This is a genomic window from Neobacillus sp. PVCKKU3 (assembly GCF_058323225.1).
In genome coordinates this window covers 67,732-85,874 of sequence record NZ_JBLVQN010000026.1, presented here as the reverse complement: position 1 = coordinate 85,874, position 18,143 = coordinate 67,732, and the positions used below count along the sequence as shown (strand labels likewise).

Annotated in this window: 15 protein-coding genes and 1 pseudogene; 12 read left to right on the top strand and 4 right to left on the bottom strand. The window is 39.7% G+C overall.

Features of this window, described 5'->3' with window-relative positions:
• Positions 1 to 111 precede the first annotated feature (111 nt).
• A complete protein-coding gene (locus ACNQGS_RS17855) occupies positions 112 to 1,935 on the top strand; it encodes a C40 family peptidase (protein WP_491488496.1) in 1,824 nt (607 codons plus the stop codon).
• A gap of 231 nt (positions 1,936 to 2,166) precedes the next feature.
• A complete protein-coding gene (locus tag ACNQGS_RS17850; protein WP_491488495.1) occupies positions 2,167 to 2,928 on the top strand; it encodes a sulfite exporter TauE/SafE family protein in 762 nt (253 codons plus the stop codon).
• A 45-nt stretch (positions 2,929 to 2,973) separates the two neighbouring features.
• On the opposite strand, the gene ACNQGS_RS17845 is transcribed toward ACNQGS_RS17850, so the two are convergent.
• The gene (locus tag ACNQGS_RS17845; protein WP_491488494.1) at positions 2,974 to 3,603 is read right to left on the bottom strand and encodes a lytic transglycosylase; all 630 of its coding nucleotides are present in this window, start codon (positions 3,601 to 3,603) and stop codon (positions 2,974 to 2,976) included.
• 41 nt (positions 3,604 to 3,644) lie between these two features.
• Complete coding sequence (locus tag ACNQGS_RS17840) at positions 3,645 to 4,256, bottom strand: polysaccharide deacetylase family protein (RefSeq protein ID WP_491488493.1); 612 nt, start codon at positions 4,254 to 4,256, stop codon at positions 3,645 to 3,647.
• 175 nt (positions 4,257 to 4,431) lie between these two features.
• On the opposite strand from ACNQGS_RS17840, the pseudogene ACNQGS_RS17835 reads away from it, so the two are divergent.
• The 7 genes and pseudogenes from ACNQGS_RS17835 to ACNQGS_RS17805 all read left to right on the top strand — a co-directional run bounded on the left by ACNQGS_RS17835 (position 4,432) and on the right by ACNQGS_RS17805 (position 12,028).
• A pseudogene (locus ACNQGS_RS17835) lies at positions 4,432 to 6,515 on the top strand (DUF3880 domain-containing protein).
• A 25-nt stretch (positions 6,516 to 6,540) separates the two neighbouring features.
• A complete protein-coding gene (locus ACNQGS_RS17830; RefSeq protein ID WP_491488492.1) occupies positions 6,541 to 7,728 on the top strand; it encodes a DUF3880 domain-containing protein in 1,188 nt (395 codons plus the stop codon).
• Positions 7,729 to 8,925: a DUF3880 domain-containing protein gene (locus ACNQGS_RS17825; RefSeq protein ID WP_491488491.1), complete on the top strand. Its 1,197-nt coding sequence runs from the start codon at positions 7,729 to 7,731 to the stop codon at positions 8,923 to 8,925. It abuts the gene before it with no gap.
• A 111-nt stretch (positions 8,926 to 9,036) separates the two neighbouring features.
• A complete protein-coding gene (locus ACNQGS_RS17820) occupies positions 9,037 to 9,921 on the top strand; it encodes a C39 family peptidase (protein ID WP_491488490.1) in 885 nt (294 codons plus the stop codon).
• Between the two features lie 125 nt (positions 9,922 to 10,046).
• Complete coding sequence (locus tag ACNQGS_RS17815; RefSeq protein WP_491488489.1) at positions 10,047 to 10,334, top strand: putative quinol monooxygenase; 288 nt, start codon at positions 10,047 to 10,049, stop codon at positions 10,332 to 10,334.
• Between the two features lie 138 nt (positions 10,335 to 10,472).
• Positions 10,473 to 11,735 carry a flavin-dependent oxidoreductase gene (locus ACNQGS_RS17810; protein ID WP_491488488.1) on the top strand — a complete coding sequence of 421 codons (1,263 nt, stop codon included), beginning with the start codon at positions 10,473 to 10,475 and terminating at the stop codon, positions 11,733 to 11,735.
• The gene (locus tag ACNQGS_RS17805) at positions 11,735 to 12,028 is read left to right on the top strand and encodes a Dabb family protein (RefSeq protein ID WP_491488487.1); all 294 of its coding nucleotides are present in this window, start codon (positions 11,735 to 11,737) and stop codon (positions 12,026 to 12,028) included. Before ACNQGS_RS17810 ends, ACNQGS_RS17805 begins: the two co-directional genes overlap by 1 nt.
• A gap of 119 nt (positions 12,029 to 12,147) precedes the next feature.
• On the opposite strand, the gene ACNQGS_RS17800 is transcribed toward ACNQGS_RS17805, so the two are convergent.
• Together ACNQGS_RS17800 and ACNQGS_RS17795 are read right to left on the bottom strand one after the other, a co-directional pair.
• The gene (locus ACNQGS_RS17800) at positions 12,148 to 12,822 is read right to left on the bottom strand and encodes a DUF421 domain-containing protein (RefSeq protein ID WP_491488486.1); all 675 of its coding nucleotides are present in this window, start codon (positions 12,820 to 12,822) and stop codon (positions 12,148 to 12,150) included.
• A 482-nt stretch (positions 12,823 to 13,304) separates the two neighbouring features.
• The gene (locus ACNQGS_RS17795; protein ID WP_491488485.1) at positions 13,305 to 15,062 is read right to left on the bottom strand and encodes a glycoside hydrolase family 27 protein; all 1,758 of its coding nucleotides are present in this window, start codon (positions 15,060 to 15,062) and stop codon (positions 13,305 to 13,307) included.
• Between the two features lie 200 nt (positions 15,063 to 15,262).
• Between ACNQGS_RS17795 and ACNQGS_RS17790 the strand changes: the two genes are divergently transcribed.
• The 3 genes from ACNQGS_RS17790 (at position 15,263) to ACNQGS_RS17780 (ending at position 18,118) form a co-directional block, all read left to right on the top strand.
• Positions 15,263 to 15,700: a universal stress protein gene (locus ACNQGS_RS17790; RefSeq protein ID WP_491488484.1), complete on the top strand. Its 438-nt coding sequence runs from the start codon at positions 15,263 to 15,265 to the stop codon at positions 15,698 to 15,700.
• Between the two features lie 659 nt (positions 15,701 to 16,359).
• Positions 16,360 to 17,085 carry a metallophosphoesterase gene (locus ACNQGS_RS17785; protein WP_491488483.1) on the top strand — a complete coding sequence of 242 codons (726 nt, stop codon included), beginning with the start codon at positions 16,360 to 16,362 and terminating at the stop codon, positions 17,083 to 17,085.
• A gap of 64 nt (positions 17,086 to 17,149) precedes the next feature.
• Complete coding sequence (locus tag ACNQGS_RS17780; protein WP_491488482.1) at positions 17,150 to 18,118, top strand: NAD(P)H-dependent flavin oxidoreductase; 969 nt, start codon at positions 17,150 to 17,152, stop codon at positions 18,116 to 18,118.
• The last annotated feature ends 25 nt before the right edge of the window (positions 18,119 to 18,143 follow it).

The following is an 18,143-nucleotide window of genomic DNA, read 5'->3' as shown; positions in this document are numbered from 1 at the left end:
CATGCTTCGAATTTGGTAATAAGCGGAAAAAAGCCGTTAGGGTTGTATTCTATACTTTTTTCGCGAAGAATACCCCTGAAACATGATTTAAGGCAAAGGAGAAGGCTGCGCATGGAGAATTTACAAACATATGAAATTAGAAGAGTCGCTCCCAATCAGGATGAGTTTGAATTAATCCTCTACTTTGATGGTCAATTAACGGAGTTTGCAGGTGAGTTAGGGACTGTTCCTAAGGATAAAAAAGATATTACCTCTTTGGCCAAGCAGATTCTAAATAATAGGTACCCATTTTTAAAAGTAACATTGATCAAGGTAATCCTTGGAGGGGTTGCAGCTGCTTCGATTCCACTGACTGATCATTCGACTACTGCACATGCGGAGGATTCAAACGGAAACACCCCAGCTCAGTTGGCACACGCAGACTCAATCTATTACCACGTCTCATCTGGGGATACACTTTGGGGATTATCCGTCAAATTTGGAACAAGTGTTGATAACATCAAAAGAGCCAATCATTTAACTTCCGATATTTTGAAGGTGAATCAGCTTTTAATCATCCCAAAAGCGTTTCATACCGTAGCTTTAGGGGATTATTTAACTGTTCTTGCTAAAAAATATGGAACGACTGTTGAGGGAATTAAGCAAGCCAATAACATGAACAGTGATGCCACGTTTATTGGGCAAACACTGATTATTCCAATTTTAATAGGAAGTGAACCGAGCATTGGGGAGGCCCGGGAGGTAACGCCTACTGCCCAAAACCAGGCTATTTCAGCCTATACAGTTGTTTTGGGCGACAGCTTGTCTGTAATTGCCAAAAGATTTGGTACGTCAGTTGAAGCACTTAGAAGTAGTAATCAATTAACATCAGACCTAATAAGAGTTGGACAAATCTTAACGATTCCCCAAGCAGCCAACGAAGTTCAAGAGCCTGGCCCCGCACAGCCCCCCGCACCAGTACCATCATCTGAACCGGCGTTTAATCAATATACTGTTGTTGCAGGTGACACTTTATGGGGGATTTCTGCGAAATTTAAGGTAAGCCTCGATGCATTGCGTAAGGCAAATGATTTGCAAATTGATATGTTACACATTGGTCAGACCCTAATCATTCCAAATGGACAGGCAGTGGTTACAGTACCAACTGAACCAACTGAACCAACTGCTCCCCCAAAGACAGTTGAAACGAAGTATTCGGTTGTGCCAGGTGATACTGTATATTCCATTACGAAGCGGTATAACATTACAGCCGAGCAATTAAAACAAGCGAATCAATTAACAAGCGACATATTAAAGGTAGGGCAGGTATTAATAATTCCAACGGCTTCGGGGGCACCTGCTGCCGCTTCACCAGCATCTGGACCAGTACAAACTGCAGTTCCCGGTGTCGATTTGGCAACGGTTCAAAAGAACCTGCAGATACTCGGCTACTATACCGTCCCAGCTATGACGGGAAGCTATGATGCCACAACAACACAGGCAATCAAAACCTTTCAGGCAGATTACAGTCTTCCTGTGACTGGGACAATCAATGAAACAACAAATACCGCCATTAACCACGCGGTTATTAAGAAAGAATTAGTCAGGGACACAGCGAATTATCACGGTGTTCCTTACAAGTGGGGGGGAGTGACTCCTACTGGCTTTGATTGTTCGGGATTTGTCTATTACATGTTCAATCAGCATGGTGTAGACATGTCCCGCAATACTTCTAGCGGACTTTTTAAAACAGGGACAGCGATTGACCGGTCTCATTTACAGCCTGGAGATTTGGTGTTCTTCTCTGTTAACACACCTGGAACCATTTCACATGTAGGATTTTACATAGGGGACAACCAATTTGTTTCCGCCACCACATCAAAGGGGATTGCAGCCTACCCATTAGATACGGGGTACTGGGCAAAATATTATGTAGGTGCTAAAAGAGTATATTGAGGCACGGGGACGGTTCTCATGCATCAATTTGATGCACGAGAACCGTCCTTTGTTTTGGTTAATGGTAAAATATTAATGGAAACAGAAAAGTTCTTACTCAAGATGAAGGAAAATAAAATATGAAAGCAAGCAGCTCTAAAGGAACTTGCCATAAGGGCAAATATTTAACTTTTCGCCAAATGGAATATTGGTGGAATTGAGGTCGTAAATATGTTCACTAATTTATTTCTATTGAGTTTTGTTATTGGTTCCAATTTAATCATCGGAATTTTATTAGGGTTGTCGGGGATTTCTGGTTTTCTCCTGCCTTTGATTTATGTAGGTGTTTTAAATATGCCCGTGCATGATTCCCTTGCACTTAGTTTTCTATCTTTTTCAGTCTCAGGCATCATCGGTGCCTATTCCTATTGGAAATCTAAAAACATGGATTTAAAACTAGCACTTTACTTGAGTATTGGCAGTCTTCCCGGGGCTTTTTTAGGTGTCCAAATTAATGTGTTAATTTCAGATTTCCTGGCAAAACTACTTCTTTATGTTTTTGTCTTGTTAGCGGGATTATCCATTTTATTAAGAAAGAATAAAGAAACCACATTAAATGGCAATAAGCAATCGAAAATTCTCGATCATTCATTAATCGTTGTTTTGCTAGGATTCATTACATCAGCCATTTGCTCATTAACAGGAGCAGGTGGTCCTATTTTACTAGTGCCGTTACTAGCGAGTCTTGGGATCAATATTAGGGTGGCAGTGGGGGTGAGCCTTCTAAACTCTGTCGTCATTGCCATTCCGTCTATTTTTGGATATTTTGCCCATGCAAGTATGCTAAATACATCCTCGTTAATTATTGCTAGTCTGATAGGCACAATTGCCGGGATTTTAACAGGCGCACGTTTTGCCACGAAGGTGCCGCTTCACCAATTAAAAATGGCCATCGCCATCATAACTATTCTTTCATCAGTTTACATGCTTGTCATGCTGAAATTGGGAGCCTAATAGATAAGAGGGGCTATTCGCCCCTCATTTTATTTAACAAGCTTTCTAATAATCATCCCAATTAATAGCGCTGCAATACGAAAGGACACTTTTTACATAATTCTGTGTTTCTTCTATTGGCGGGACTCCTTTGTATTTTTTTACTCGATCAGGACCACAATTATAGGCTGCAATGGCAAAGGGCCAATCATGGAACTCTGCAAAGAGGGATTTTAAATAACGTGCAGCGCCATCAATGGACTCCTCAGGAATACAGGGGTTAACCCCAAGGAAATTCGCAGTTTCAATTTGCAATTGCATTAATCCAATTGCTCCCCGATTAGATACTAAATTGGGATTTCCACGACTTTCAGTCACCATTATGCTGTAGAGAATCTGAAAAGGAACTTGGTGTTTTTGAGCCGATTCCAAGATGGCTTTAGCCCACCTTTTGGCCTGGTTACCGCCAGGAATTTGATCAGGGATTACCTCATTAATCGTTTTGTCATTAAACACATCATCTTCGACAATCTCTTGGATTTTTAGGACATGATCATAATATATTTCTTCAGAAGTTAGATTATTTAATTTCATTAGCTGTCCTATGGTAACACCGAATTTTTTCGATATTCCCCAAAGTGTGTCTGAAGGGTTCACTATATATAATTGGTATTTTTTATTCTCCTTATCTTTCATCTAATTAAAATCAGGCTCCTTTCTACCAAGTTTTAAAAAATTCACTTCGTCTTCAGCAACTCGGAAATATTAACAATTTGGAGATTTTTTTCTGCAGCTTTTTCTATCAAAACTGGAAGTGCTTTTAAGGAGGAGTTAGTTGGGTGCATTAAAATGATATCGCCATTCTTAAGGTTAGGGGCTATGTTCTCAACAATCTCATCAGGATTTTCAATTCGCCAATCGATCGTATCTAATGACCACATGATGGTTGTCATATTATGCTGCGCAGCATGGTCAATCGTTCTTTGATCAAAAGACCCATAAGGCGGAGTAAAATATTTAGGACTAACCCCTAGTATTCTATTGATGATTTCATTGGTTTTCGTAATCTCCATTTGAATTTCTTCTGTTGATATAGTACTCATATCCTGATGAGAATAGGCGTGGTTGCCAATCTCATGTTTCGCATTTCTAACCATTAGTGCCAATTCAGGAAAATTATCAACCCATCTCCCCTCTAGAAAAAAAGTAAGGCTAATATTTTTTTCCTTCAACAATTCCAATAAGTCTATTAAATATTTATTTCCCCATGCGACATTTACCATAAAAGAAATCTTAGGAATTGATTCGCTGCCATGATATAGGGGAAACGAGTTTTTATTATCCTCCATGGTGGTCTCCTTTGCTTATTTAATCATTATTTAATATATGTTGAAATAATAAAAAACGCATGTATTAATGTCATGATATGAATGGATTGGCAGCTTCCTAAACCAACTTGCTTTTCTGAAAAAATATTTCATTTCTTCCCGTATTGGGCTATCTTTCTATGCATTTTTCAAAAAAATGCATACTATGCTTTTAGATTCTACAAATATTGGCTTTGTGTGTTTATTTATAAATCTGCTTAAAAAAATGATGGACAAACAGCAACAAAAGGGGAGTGGGAGGAAAATAATGCGCGTTTTATTCTTAGAAAGTCATCCCATGTGGATTCACGGATTACCGAATGGCTTTATAGATGAAGGGCACGAAGTGAAAATTTCCGGTCCAATCAACAATCTTGATATTGGCAAACTTATTTCTGAATTTCAGCCTAACTTAATCATCACGATGGGGTGGGGGCCAGAAAACACCGCTGTGGAAAAGCAGAAGAAAATTTACGAAAGCACCATTAATAGCAATATTCCTCATGTGTATTGGGCTACAGAAGACCCGACATCGACTCAAATCTTTACTATTCCTTATATTCGGAGAACCCATCCGGACTTTGTTTTCACTATTTGCCAGGAACGGGTACCATACTACCGGGGACTAGGAATTCCTGCCGAACATCTGGATTTCGGCCACCATCCTAAAGTACATCACCCCGTGGATGTCGACCCGAACTATTATGCGCCAGTTTCAATCGTAGCCAATGGATACCCAAAAAAGCTATCCTATTTTCCAAGTCATTTTCGGCATCAGTCGATGAAAAGCTTGATTACACCATTACTAGAAAACAATATTCAAATTAATTTCTACGGGAACAATTGGGAAAGCATGGGTCCGCATTTGGGAGTGGAGATCCCTAAGGAATGGATCCGTGGCTATATTGATTACACGAATGCAAATAAAGTGTATAGTTCCTCTGATATCACCATTGGTTTGCAAAACCTGCAAACACAATTGACGCAGCGAACGTATGAAGTCCTAGGGTCAGGTGGCCTATTTATTACGAATAACACACCGGAAATTAATCGGCTTTTCAAGTCAGGAAGAGAGTTACTGACATCATCATCACCTGAAGAAACACTCGAAATCGTGACCCATCTTCTTCAGCACCCTGAAGAAAGAGAGAGAATTCGCCAAGCCGGCCTTGAAGCTGTCCGTAAACATTCCTATAAAGAAAGAGCTAAATTTATGGTAGAGGTTTTGGAGAAAGAAGGAATCTTCAGCAAAGGGAAAAGTACTTACACTCTTAAAATGGAAAATAGGACAACTTTTCAACAGGGCGAATTTGAAATCTATAAAGTTCAAAATGGGGATACCTTGTCCCTTATTTCTAGAGAGTTTGGAGTTCCCATTGCTAGGTTAAAGGAATTAAATAACCTAACCACTGATATCATCGATACCGGCCTGCCTCTAAAAATTAGAGTACGAAAGAATCTCGATTATGAAAAATATGACCTATATACAATCTGCCATGGAGAAACATTAGCTAAGATTTCCAAGGAGTTTGGTATTTCACTAGAAAAGCTCAAACAGGATAACCAATTAACTTCAGATTTTATTTATGCCGGCCAATCGTTAAAGATTGAAAAGGATTATACCAACTCCCACAAAATGCCTTCGGTTTTTATATCGAAAGGTTTAAAAGATGATAACATGATTGCTTTAACATTTGATGCGGGTGACAGTGCCGAAAATACCGAGAACATCCTAAACGTTTTAAAAAAATACAATGTAAAATCAACGATGTTTTTAACTGGTGCATGGATAGAAAATACCCGCAGCTCGCTAAGAGAATGATATCAGACGGACATGAAATAGCCAACCATTCGTATAGCCACCCAGATTTAACAAAACAATCGAAACATGAGATTCAAGCAGAATTACAATCCACTTCCGCTAGTTTTGAAAAAGTTCTTGGAACTAAAGGGTGCCCATTATTGCGGCCGCCATTTGGCTATTGGAATAAAAACCTTCTGGAAGCAGCAGGTGAAATGGACTTTCCGTTTACCATCTATTGGAGCATTGACACTCTTGACTGGAAGGAACCAACGGCAGAGTTTATTTATCAACGGATTTTTTCAAACCTTACGGGTAATGACCTTGTCTTAGCGCATTTAAATGGAAAACCAACAGCAGAGGCGATGGAGCTTGTGATACCGGAACTCAAAAAACAAGGCTATCAATTAGTAAAAGTAAGTGACATGCTATGGGACTAAAATTTTTAAAGGGGAGGGTTTGAGAATGCGAATATTGTTTTTAGAAAGTAATCCAATGTGGATTTATGGTCTGCCGAACGGCTTTCGTGATGCTGGGCATACTGTCATGGTCTCCGGTCCGTTGACTGAGGCAAGTATTCCTGACATGCTCTCAACCTTTCAACCCGATTTAATATTTACAATGGGGCATACCGCCGAGCATACAGAGGAAAAACAATTGTGGATTAGAAAGCATGTCACTCCCACAAACATTCCTCATGTGTATTGGGCAACAGAAGACCCGGGCTATACGCTGACTTTTTCACTTCCTCTCATTAAGACGATTGAACCAGATTTTGTATTTACCATTTGTCCCCCAAGAGTGGAGTTTTACAGGGACTTAAAGATTCCGTCAGAGCACTTGGATTTCGGCTATCATTCAGATGTTCATTATCCCGACAATTCAGAAGATAAGTATCAAGTGTCCATTGCCGTTGTGGCAAATGGTTATCCAATGCTCTATGAAAAAAGGCCGGATCACTACCGTTTTAAAGCGCTTAAGGATCTTCTTGCTCCATTTTTGGAAGAAAATATTAGAATTGATTTTTGGGGACGTTATTGGGATCAAATGGACCATATCCTTGGCAAGAAGATACCCGATGAATGGATTCATGGGTTTCTTCCCTATACAGAAGCGAATAAGGTGTACAGTTCGGCAGACATCATTCTAGGTGTCCAGAATCATGATACCCAGGTAACCCAGCGGACGTATGAAGTGCTTGGTTCGGGCGGTCTTTTGCTTACAAATGATACATCTGAGATTAGGAGATTATTTACTCCCGGCCAAGATTTGTTAGTCAGCAATTCAGCTAAAGAAACCATTGACCTTGTAAAATACTATTTAAGTCATCCTGAAGAAGTAAAGAAAGTTAAAGCTGCCGGAATGAAGGCGGTTGAAAAATACTCGTACAAGCATCGGGCTGATTTTATCATCGAAACACTTATCGGGGCAGGCATTCTTCCAAAAGACTCGGAAAGTTCGGGGGCAGGGAGATTCATCCACTATGTGGATACATTAAAGGAAAACTATGAAATATATACCATCCAGCCAAAGGATACATTGTGGAGCATTTCTAGAAAATTCGGCGTTAGTGTGGAAGAAATCAAGAAATTAAATGGCCTCCAATCAGATATCATCAACGTCAATGATTTTTTAAAAATTAAAAAGAAATAGGTGAAAAAGGTGCGAATTCTTTTTATAGAAAGTGGGGAAATCTGGAGTAATAATCTAACAAAGGGGTTTACGGCCCACGGACATGACATTCTTATTTCGGGCCCAATCAATAGGGAAGTTCTATCTAATATGATTGAAAGTTTTCGGCCCGATTTCGCCATTACCATTGGTTGGGGAGAGGAACATACAAAGGATAAACAAATCACCATCCGTGAACAGATGGCAAAGCATAACCTTCCGTTAGTCTATTGGGCAGTGGAAGACCCCGCTTATACCGACGTTTGGTCCATTCCATTAGTAAAAACGATTCAGCCTGACTTTGTTTTTACATTAAGCCCTGACAAGGTAGACACATATAAACAATTAGGTATTCCTTCGGAGCATTTAGATTTTGGCTTTGAGGAGAGCATTCACCATCCAACTAGCCGCCATCCAGAGTTTGAAGCAGAGATTGCAATCGTTGCGAATGCGTATCCAGATATTTTAGAAAAGTATCAAGATCATTTTCGCCATCAGTCGTTAGAAATTTTAATTAGGCCGCTTCTTAAGGCGAATGTTCGGATTGATTTTTGGGGAGCAAATTGGGACAGGATGGATGCTTATTTAGGTGTAAAAATCCCAAAGGAATGGATTCACGGTTTTCTAAACTATAAGGATGCAAATAAAGTATACAGTTCCTCGAAAATTATCTTAGGTTTGCAAAATTATCCGGATCTACTGACCCAACGGACCTATGAAATATTAGGGTCAGGCGGCTTTCTTCTTACCATGGATACCCCAGGAGTCAGGAGAAATTTCGTACAAGGTAAAGATTTAGAAGTATCTCTATCCCCGGAAGAAACGATTCAGAAAGTGAAATTCTACCTGAATCAATCAGAACAACGGTACGAAATCCAAAAGCAGGGCCGAAAAGCGGTTGAAGCACACTCCTATACCTTTAGGGCACAACAAATCATAAACATATTAATGGAAAACGGCATCCTCGCAAAAAATAGGGGACATGCAGCAAAAGAGAAAGGAGAAATATCATTCTTTCATACCTTCGATGGATACGAAACCTATAAAGTCCAAAAAGGAGACACCTTATACAAAATATCTAAAGAATTTGCCATTTCTATTGAAGAATTAAAAACCCTAAACCTACTAGACACGGACACAGTATTAGAAAATCAACTAATAAAAATAAGAAAAAAATGATGCATGGGGACGGTTCTCATGCATCATTTTAATTTAAGAAAAAATTAAGGAATTCCTATCATAATAAGGTCATCCAAGAGGAAATAGAGAGAAATCGGGGGCCAATCAAAATTGAAGCTAAAAATTTTTGCCGTAATTTTTATATTGGGGATACTCGCAAGTGTTAGCTATGCAGAAGCACAAAAAGACGACCTTCCATCAAATACAACAGAAAATAGTACTGAAACGAAAGCAACAAACGAAGAGGATCAAAAGATTTCAGGTTTAACTGAAACCAGCTCGGTTGAATCTCAGGAAAATGAAGTCCAGGCAGCAACTGAGCCACAGCAGGAAACTCAAACGCAACAAGAAACCCAAATTCAGCAAGCAACCCAAACTCAGCAAGAAATCCAACCACAAAACGGAAAAATCATCATTAACAATGTTCCTCATATCCAGCAAATGCCGGAACTGGCACGTGGATGTGAAGTCACCAGCCTTGCCATGCTCCTTCAATACGCAGGTGTGGAAGTCGATAAAATGACGCTGGCAAAACAAATTAAAATCATTCCTTTCCGTGATCAAAATGGCTTGAAAGGAAATCCAAATGAGGGATTTGTCGGTGATATTTACTCATTTAAAAATTCGGGATATGGAGTTTATCATGGTCCAATTACAGAGCTCGCCCAAAAATATTTGCCAGGTAGAATACTAGATTTAACAGGACAAAATATTGACTCTGTTTATAATATGCTTAAAAAAGGGTCCCCTGTATGGGTCATCACCAATTCAAGATTTGCATCACTTCCTCAAAGTGAATTTTCTACTTGGGATACAGCATCTGGAAAAGTGCAAATTACCTATAGAGAGCATAGTGTTTTATTAGTAGGCTTTGACGAAAACTATGTTTATCTCAACGATCCATTAGCTGAGCAGGGATATAAAACAGTACCTAGTGATAGCTTTGAAGAGTCATGGATTCAGATGGGTAAACAGGCGATTAGTTTTCAGTCATGATCATTTGACCTAAAATAATTACAACTGAAACCAAAAGAAGTAGATAACTTTTATTATTAAAAAATGCTAAAATCAAATAGAAGCCTAAAATTAGTGAGAATTTTTATAAAAAGGGAGCTAATTACATGATTAGAGTTGTCTGCAAATCTAAATTAAAACCGGACGTAGATGTTGAGGAATATCTTAAATTGGCGAGTGAAGTGATTACCGAATCGAGAAAAGAAAAAGGCTGCTTCATGTATACCCTTCATGGTGATATCAACGATCCGACCATTTTCGCAACAATCGAGGAATGGGAAGATGAAGAGGCTTTGAGACAGCACGATAATAGTGAACACGTTCGGAGAATTGTGCCAGAACTTAGGAAAAGACGAGAAAGTACAGATATGAATATTTATAAAGTGTTAATATAATCATTTGCAGGCCCACTATTAAGTGGGTCTTTTTGTATGTACAGGTTGGTGAACAAATGTATTGATATATTTTTATTTTGTTGCAATAATTAAGAAATATCAAAATACTAAAGTAGTATTTTTATAGGAGGGAACGCAATGTCAGAGATAAAAACCGCACTCATTGTCGGCGGCGGAATCGGCGGCCTTGTAACGGCTCTTAAACTTAATCAGGCCGGAGTGTCTGTCCGCGTTTTCGAGAGTGTCGAAACGATAAGAGCGCTGGGAGTCGGGATTAACCTTCTGCCTCATGCTGTCAGGGTCCTCACCGAGCTAGGCCTTGCAGATGAACTTGAAAAAACTGGCCTGCCAACCGCTGAGCTCATGTATGTTAACAAATTCGGCAAGAAAATTTGGCAGGAACCGCGTGGCAAAGCTGCCGGCTACCATTGGCCGCAATATTCGATTCACCGCGGACGCCTGCAAATGATGCTGTTAAATGCTGTCATTCAAAAATTAGGGAAGGATGCCGTATTAACCGGGCATCACTTACAATCGTTTGAACAGGTTGGTGACACGGTAACGGCTCGATTTATCAATCGTAAAACAGGAGAGTCTCTTGGCCCTTACAGTGCGGACATGATGATTGCCGCCGATGGCATCCACTCGGTGGTCCGAAAAACTTATTATCCAAATGAAGGTCTGCCAAAATTCAGCGGCCGGATCTTGTGGCGCGGAATTACCGAAGCTGAACCATTTTTGACCGGAAGATCAATGATTATGGCGGGTTACCAAGATCAAAAATTTGTTGCCTATCCAGTTTGTCCCGAAACCGCAGCAAAAGGGCGCTCTTTAGTTAACTGGATTGCAGAATTGGCAATTAAAGACGAAATGCCTGACCGTGCTGACTGGAATAAGAAAATTGATAAGGAAAAGTTTGCTCCGCAATTTGCTGCCTGGGATTTTGGCTGGCTGAATGTTCCGCAGCTAATTGAGGAAACAGAGGCAGTGTATGAGTTCCCAATGGTCGACCGTGACCCGCTTCCCGCTTGGACCTTCGGACGTATCACGTTGCTTGGAGATGCAGCCCATCCTATGTATCCAATCGGCTCAAATGGTGCTTCACAGGCGATTTTGGATGCAGATGCCCTGGGGGAGGCCATTTTAACACACCCGACTGCAGAACAGGCATTGAAGGCATATGAAGAAGCCAGATTAGAACCAACTGCAAATATTGTTATGGCAAACCGGAAAAATGGGCCTGAAGTGGTCATGCAAATCGTCGAAGACCGCGCACCTAATGGTTTTGACGAATTAAGTGATGTCATTTCCCAGCAGGAATTACAGGATATCGCCAATCAATACAAGCAAATTGCCGGTTTTGATCGCGAAAAATTAAACAGCAAGGCGGGGAAACAGTAATGGTAGAACATATTGTATTACTGAAATTTTCACCAAAGACAACTATAGAACAAAAGCAAGAGGCAATTAGCCGGACCCTGCTGCTCAAAGAAGTGATTCCCGGTATTATGGATATACAGCAAGGAATTAATTTTTCAAATAGGAGCAAAGGTTTTGAAATTGGATTAACGGTCCGATTTGAGGACAGAACGTCCTTGGAAAACTACGGACCACATCCGGCCCATCAAGAGATTTTTGCCTATTTACAGGAAATTGGCGTCGAAGACATTATTGTCGTTGATTTTGAATTCTAATATTTTTTTAGCATTATACTTTAACGCTTAAACGCGTTTTAGTATTTAAGAAAACAAAATTATACTTTGTGATAAATATATTTAAAGGACCCCAAGAGGTCCTTTTTCTAAAAAAAGTATCAATATTTCTGAAAATAAAGCGACTTCCCCGTTTGCCATTCAGCATAACAGACTTCCTTCGGATTTTTAACCCCGCCTTTATCCAACTCCTTATAAAGCCAATTCTCATCCAACCCGGCTTGTTTAAGGTTCTCTTGTAAAATTTCGCCGTCACTGATAATGGTAAGTGGAATCTGTTTTTGTTCCGCTTTGATTTTTAAATCCTTGTTTGTCGGAGAATCTGCCTCAGGCTTCCTAAGGATACTAATTCCGCCGCTGTTTTCAAAAATGGCATACTCCACCTCTTCGAGAGAAAAAACGTCTTTGGAACGCAGCATTTGCTTTAATTGATCCAAGTCTAACCGGTTCTTTTTCATTTCTCTCCAGTCAATCTTCCCTCTGCTAATAATCATTGAAGGCTTACCCTCAAAAAACTGGCGTAATTTTCGCGATTTCTGTGTTAGCATTTCCGTAAAATAAATAAGGAATCCCCACACGCCAATAGCTAGAAGGACTTTCAAAATGCCGGCACCATCATCAAAGACGGCACTACTTAATAAATCGCCTAGGACTAATGCTGAAATAAAATCAAATGGAGTAATTTGACTTAATTGCGTTTTTCCTAAAAATTTTACCGTAATAAAAAGCGCAATGTATCCAACTACCAGTTCAAAGATAATATCCACGTAACTCATGAGCTGCCTCCAATTTATTCATACTGTATTGTTATGGACATGGGGGCTATTTCCTAAACGAGTAATTCCTGATATTAGGGCAATTGAACTAGTTTTGTTTAGAACAATTTAATTTCAGAAAATTTAAATTAAAATAGAGGAAATAGAAAAATTTTACAGAATTAAAATATAAACACGTTAATAAAATATAGAAATTGAGTTTTAAAAACAATGTAAGCGCTTTATTGTTGACGCGACGAGGATTTGGGTGCAAGGGATTTATGAAAAAAAACACTAAAAGAGGTGTATGAAATGAAAGTAAGTCCACTTGAGTTTATTGAATGCGTTGAACTAATGGTAGCAGCTGAGGAAAATCGGTTAATATTAGACGGAACGACGATAAAAATTTTAGGTGAAGAAGTGGAATTTTAAAATTAAAACATCGAGTCGCAACATCATAAATAAAAGCCGCACCATTTACAGTGCGGCTTTTAGTATTAAGATCAAGCTGTTCTATTTAATTGATATTTGTCTCTTATCATGCTAAAGAGTTTTAATAAGATGATAACAGTAATAAATAACATGATTGGGACGGCCACAAGCACTAGCGATTGGCTGTCTGTTTGAGCTCTAGGAGACTTTGCACTTTCTCCAATTGCATTCTTTCCGGTTACCACATACGAATAACTGCCGCCGGCACGGAATGTAGCGGTTTTATCTTCAAAATTGGGTTCTGTTAGATTTGCTGCAATAGGTGTGTAGCCGCTGCTGAATCCAAATCTATTGATGGCTTTACGATAGACGGTATAGGATTCCGCTCCATATACGGGATTCCAAGTAATCGTAACGGAATTTTGATCATTCTTGTCAGCCATTACCCAATCTGGGGCAGCAGGTACTGTCGATATTTTTGCATGATAGGGAGTATATCGGTTTCCACTCAATGAAGTGGGAATTACATGAACCATACGAGAAGCATGAGTGGAAAGTTCTGCCGTGAATCCTGAATCCATGCTGCCTAAATCCTGATGGCTCCACATATCATGCACCATTGCTGAGCCATTAACCCCCAAATCTGCCCATTTCACCCTTACTTTTTGTGAGGAGGGTCCGGTATTAAAGAGGCCAATATTGAGAGAACCGTCTGGTAGTTTTTGATAGAATACTTGAGAGGCAGCGGTTTTGTGTAAACGTTTCCCTGCCGTTCCACTTTGGTTGGCCCCAATAATTTCGTCATTTGTCAACAGGCTGATCCCATAATCGTCCAGCTTCGTTAGGTCATTCCCAATCACAAACTGGGATGACGCGATCGCCCAGAGAGTTACATAAGATCGTTTTTCCTCCTCTGTCAGGCCATCCTTACCCCCGTTTGCCACATTGAGTGAATCAAAATCGTTCCACCCGCCCGGACCGGCATGCTCGTGCCACTCTGCGGCATCATCAAACCTTCTAGACACCTTTTTCCAATTTGTGAGAGTTGGCTTTCCATATGCCTCTACGTCGTGATCGGTCCGCCAGCCATTCGATAATTCCTTCCATGTTGAAGCATGTTTGATATCAAGATTATTGGACAGCTCCACATGTATCGGTCTTCCAGTTTTCTTCAACGCCTTTGCCCAGGCCTCAACATCTTGAATATCCTGGTTGCGGACACCATCAATTTTTAGATAATCCACCCCGTAAGAAGCAAACAGCTGTGCCCACGAATCAATATACTCCTGTGCCCCCGGCTTGGAAAAATCAATGGCATACATATTCTTGAAGTTAAAATTCACTTTTTGCCCTTTACTAAAATCCACAATATCTTTGGCGTGATAGGGTGTTCCCTCAATCGGCGTGTTTTGATCCACAGCGCCTTTTGGAATACCTAGCGTAACATAGAAACCAAACTTTAAGCCTTTGTGGTGGATATAATCCCCAAGTGCTTTCATCCCGTTTGGAAATTTCTTTGGATCTACCACCCACCGGCCGTATTTATCAACGGCGGTGGTCCAATCAAGCATATAGTAATCATCCAAGTTAATATATTGGTATCCGTGCGACTTGAATTTTGCAGCCATTACATCGGCTGCATCTTTGATGTTTTGCTCCGTAGGCTTTTTCCGGATTGAGCTCCAGCTGCTCCAGCCCATAAACGGCCGGTCTCCTAGACTATTATAGGAAGAAGCTTTTGCCTCTTCTAAGTCAAAAATGGATACGGGGAAATTTCCACAAAGTAAAAATGAGAATGATAGCAAAGTTGTAATAATTTTCTTAAGCATAGACATTTCCCCTATAAGCAGATAGGTATTAATAAATCTATCATAATACAGAATGTTCTATATTTTAATGAACAATATGTTCCAGCAAGATATGAAAAAATTCACATAATGTTCTAATCCACTCACGATCGGAAGAGTGAAAAAATTATATAATAAAAGTGAATAAATGGTATTTATACCAAAACGAGGGGGATAACAAAATGCTGACTGATTATTCAAGAATCGTGGTTCCTTACGATCATTCTGAATTAAGCAAAAAAGCCTTAAAAATGGCAATGAATCTAGTAAAACAAGACGAAAAAATTGAATTATACGTTCTCATGGTTATTCAGCCGGAAATTCATCTAGCTTACCATTATGGAGATCCGATACAAAATTTGCGCGAGGAACAGCTTAAAGCGATCGAGCCGGTCCGCGAAGAAATAAACCAAGAGCTGCTGAAGCTTCCGAATAATACTAGAACATTTGTGTTGGAAGGGGAGCCTGCTGGAACGATCATCGATTTTGTTAGGAAGAATGACGCTGATTTCATTGTCATGGGAAGCAGAGGATTAAGCGGACTGAAGGAAATGTTCTTGGGAAGTGTAAGCCATTATGTTGTACAGAAGGCAACATGTCCTGTTCTGATTGTAAAATAATTTCTAACCTATAATAAAAGGTTGTTCTTAAGTTCTTGGGAACAACCTTTTTATATTCACCTTAGCTAAGTTTACTAAAAAAGATGGTGAAATTTCAGAGAATTTAGAAAAACATTCTAAACTTTCAAGAAATTATGACAAGGATTTCCGGTGATATAAATTAACTTGTTCACACGAATGACATATTTTATCAAAATCTTTGTTTTATATTTCGACAGCCGCATACAAAGTTCTTGTTTTTTTCATTCTTATGTTGAAGGTCCCACATAGAATAAGGAATTAATTTGTAAAAAAAGGGTTTAAGTAGTCGGAATTTTTAAATTTTAATAACCTGCGAAGTTTGTTACAATAAAAAACGTGAAGGAATGTCGGAGGAAATCGATAAACAATTTTTTAAAAAAATGATTGGTTAGAGGGAGGGGTTTACATGGTATTCAAGGTAGCATTCTGGAGATTGTTAACAAGAAACCAGAAACTTAGATTACTGAAGCAAAAAGCTCACATAGAACATCTTTCTGCGGGGCCCCGAGTATCATAGGGGCTCTTTTTTTTATGTAAGTGCGTATAAAAATAAGAATATCAAAGGAATTTCCATACTTGTTATTGAACTTAAATTGTTATAGATGGAATGGACAAGTCGATTTTTATGAGGTGAAACCTTGAGGAAAATTGTGATTTCTGATATTCATGGCTGTGCAGCTGAGCTGGATCAATTGTTGAAAAAAACTCATGCACAAGCGGAAGAGGTTGTTTTTTTAGGTGACTATGTCGATACAGGACACCACAGTATGGATGTGCTTGATAGAGTACAAGAATGGTGCAGTCAGGGAGCTTCTGCTTTGCTTGGCAATCATGATGATATGTTTTTACAATGGCTAGCTGAGAAAGAAATTATCTTTTACTATGGCAGGGTTGGCGGAATAGCGACGATAAATAGCTGTTTACATAGACTTGGTATGCCTCGGGTTGAATACTCTGAATTACTGAATGACATGAAAAAGGAAAATGACATAAGAAACATTATCCTAGCTCATTTTTCTTCGCAAATTTCATTTTTACAATCTCTCCCTTTATTTATCAAGGAACAGGATTTTGTTTTTGTCCATGCAGGAATCCATCCGAAAAAAGGGCTTGAAAAAACGACAAAAGTGGAGTTTTTAAATATTCGGGATGAATTTATTTACGAATATCAGCATCCGGAAACGGTCATTTTCGGCCATACTCCGACCAGAAGGATCCATAAACAAAACAATGTTTATTTTGGTCCAAACCGGGTAATCGGAATCGATGGAGGCTGTGCCTTCGACGGCCAGTTAAACGCATTAATCATAAAGGATGGAAGTTTTATGACGGAATCAGTTTTAAAAATAAAAGAAGGAAAATAAACATTATTTGGAGAATTAAAATTTTAGTAGAATGTTAAAAATTTGAATGGAGGGACAAGAAAAAATGTCCAATATCCCAACAGTACTGAAGGACTTGCGTTTACCCGTAATTGGTTCACCACTTTTTATTATTAGTAATCCCAAGCTGGTTATTGCCCAATGTAAGGCAGGCATAGTAGGTTCCATGCCGGCGCTGAATGCAAGACCGGCATCACTTCTTGATGAATGGCTGCACGAAATCACGGAGGAGCTCGCGGCATATAACGCCCGTCATCCAGAGCGGCCGGCAGCCCCATTTGCGATCAATCAAATTGTTCACAAGTCCAATAATCGGCTAGAACATGATGTGGAAATGTGTAAGAAGTATAAGGTTCCTATCATTATTACGTCCCTTGGGGCACGTGAAGAAGTAAATACCGAAATACATAGTTATGGAGGTATTGTGCTGCACGATGTAATTAATAATAAATTCGCTCATAAGGCAGTTGATAAAGGGGCGGATGGGTTGATTGCTGTTGCAGCAGGTGCCGGTGGCCATGCTGGTGTGAAGAGCCCATTTGCCTTAGTTCAGGAAATCCGCGAATGGTACGACGGTCCGCTGGCTTTGGCAGGTTCGATTGCTACCGGCAGTGCTGTACTCGCCGCTCAAGCGATGGGTGCTGATTTTGCTTACATTGGCTCGCCATTTATTGCGACACACGAAGCGAATGCTGTAGAAGAGTATAAGCAGGCAATTGTCGATTCCACATCTGACGATATTGTCTATAGCAGTCTGTTCACAGGTGTTCATGGAAACTATTTAGCACCATCCATTCGTGCGGCAGGGTTAGATCCTAATGCGCTTCCTGAAAGTGATCCGTCTCAGATGAGTTTTTCAGATGGCAGTTCGAAACCTAAGGCATGGAAGGAAATTTGGGGTTCCGGCCAAGGAATTGGCGTCATTAATAAAGTTAGCGGTGCTGGAGAATTCGTTGACAAGCTTTATCAGGAGTATATGGCAGCGAAAGAGAGACTAGGTCTGGTTGTTGTTTGATGTTAGGATAATATAGAAGCGGAAA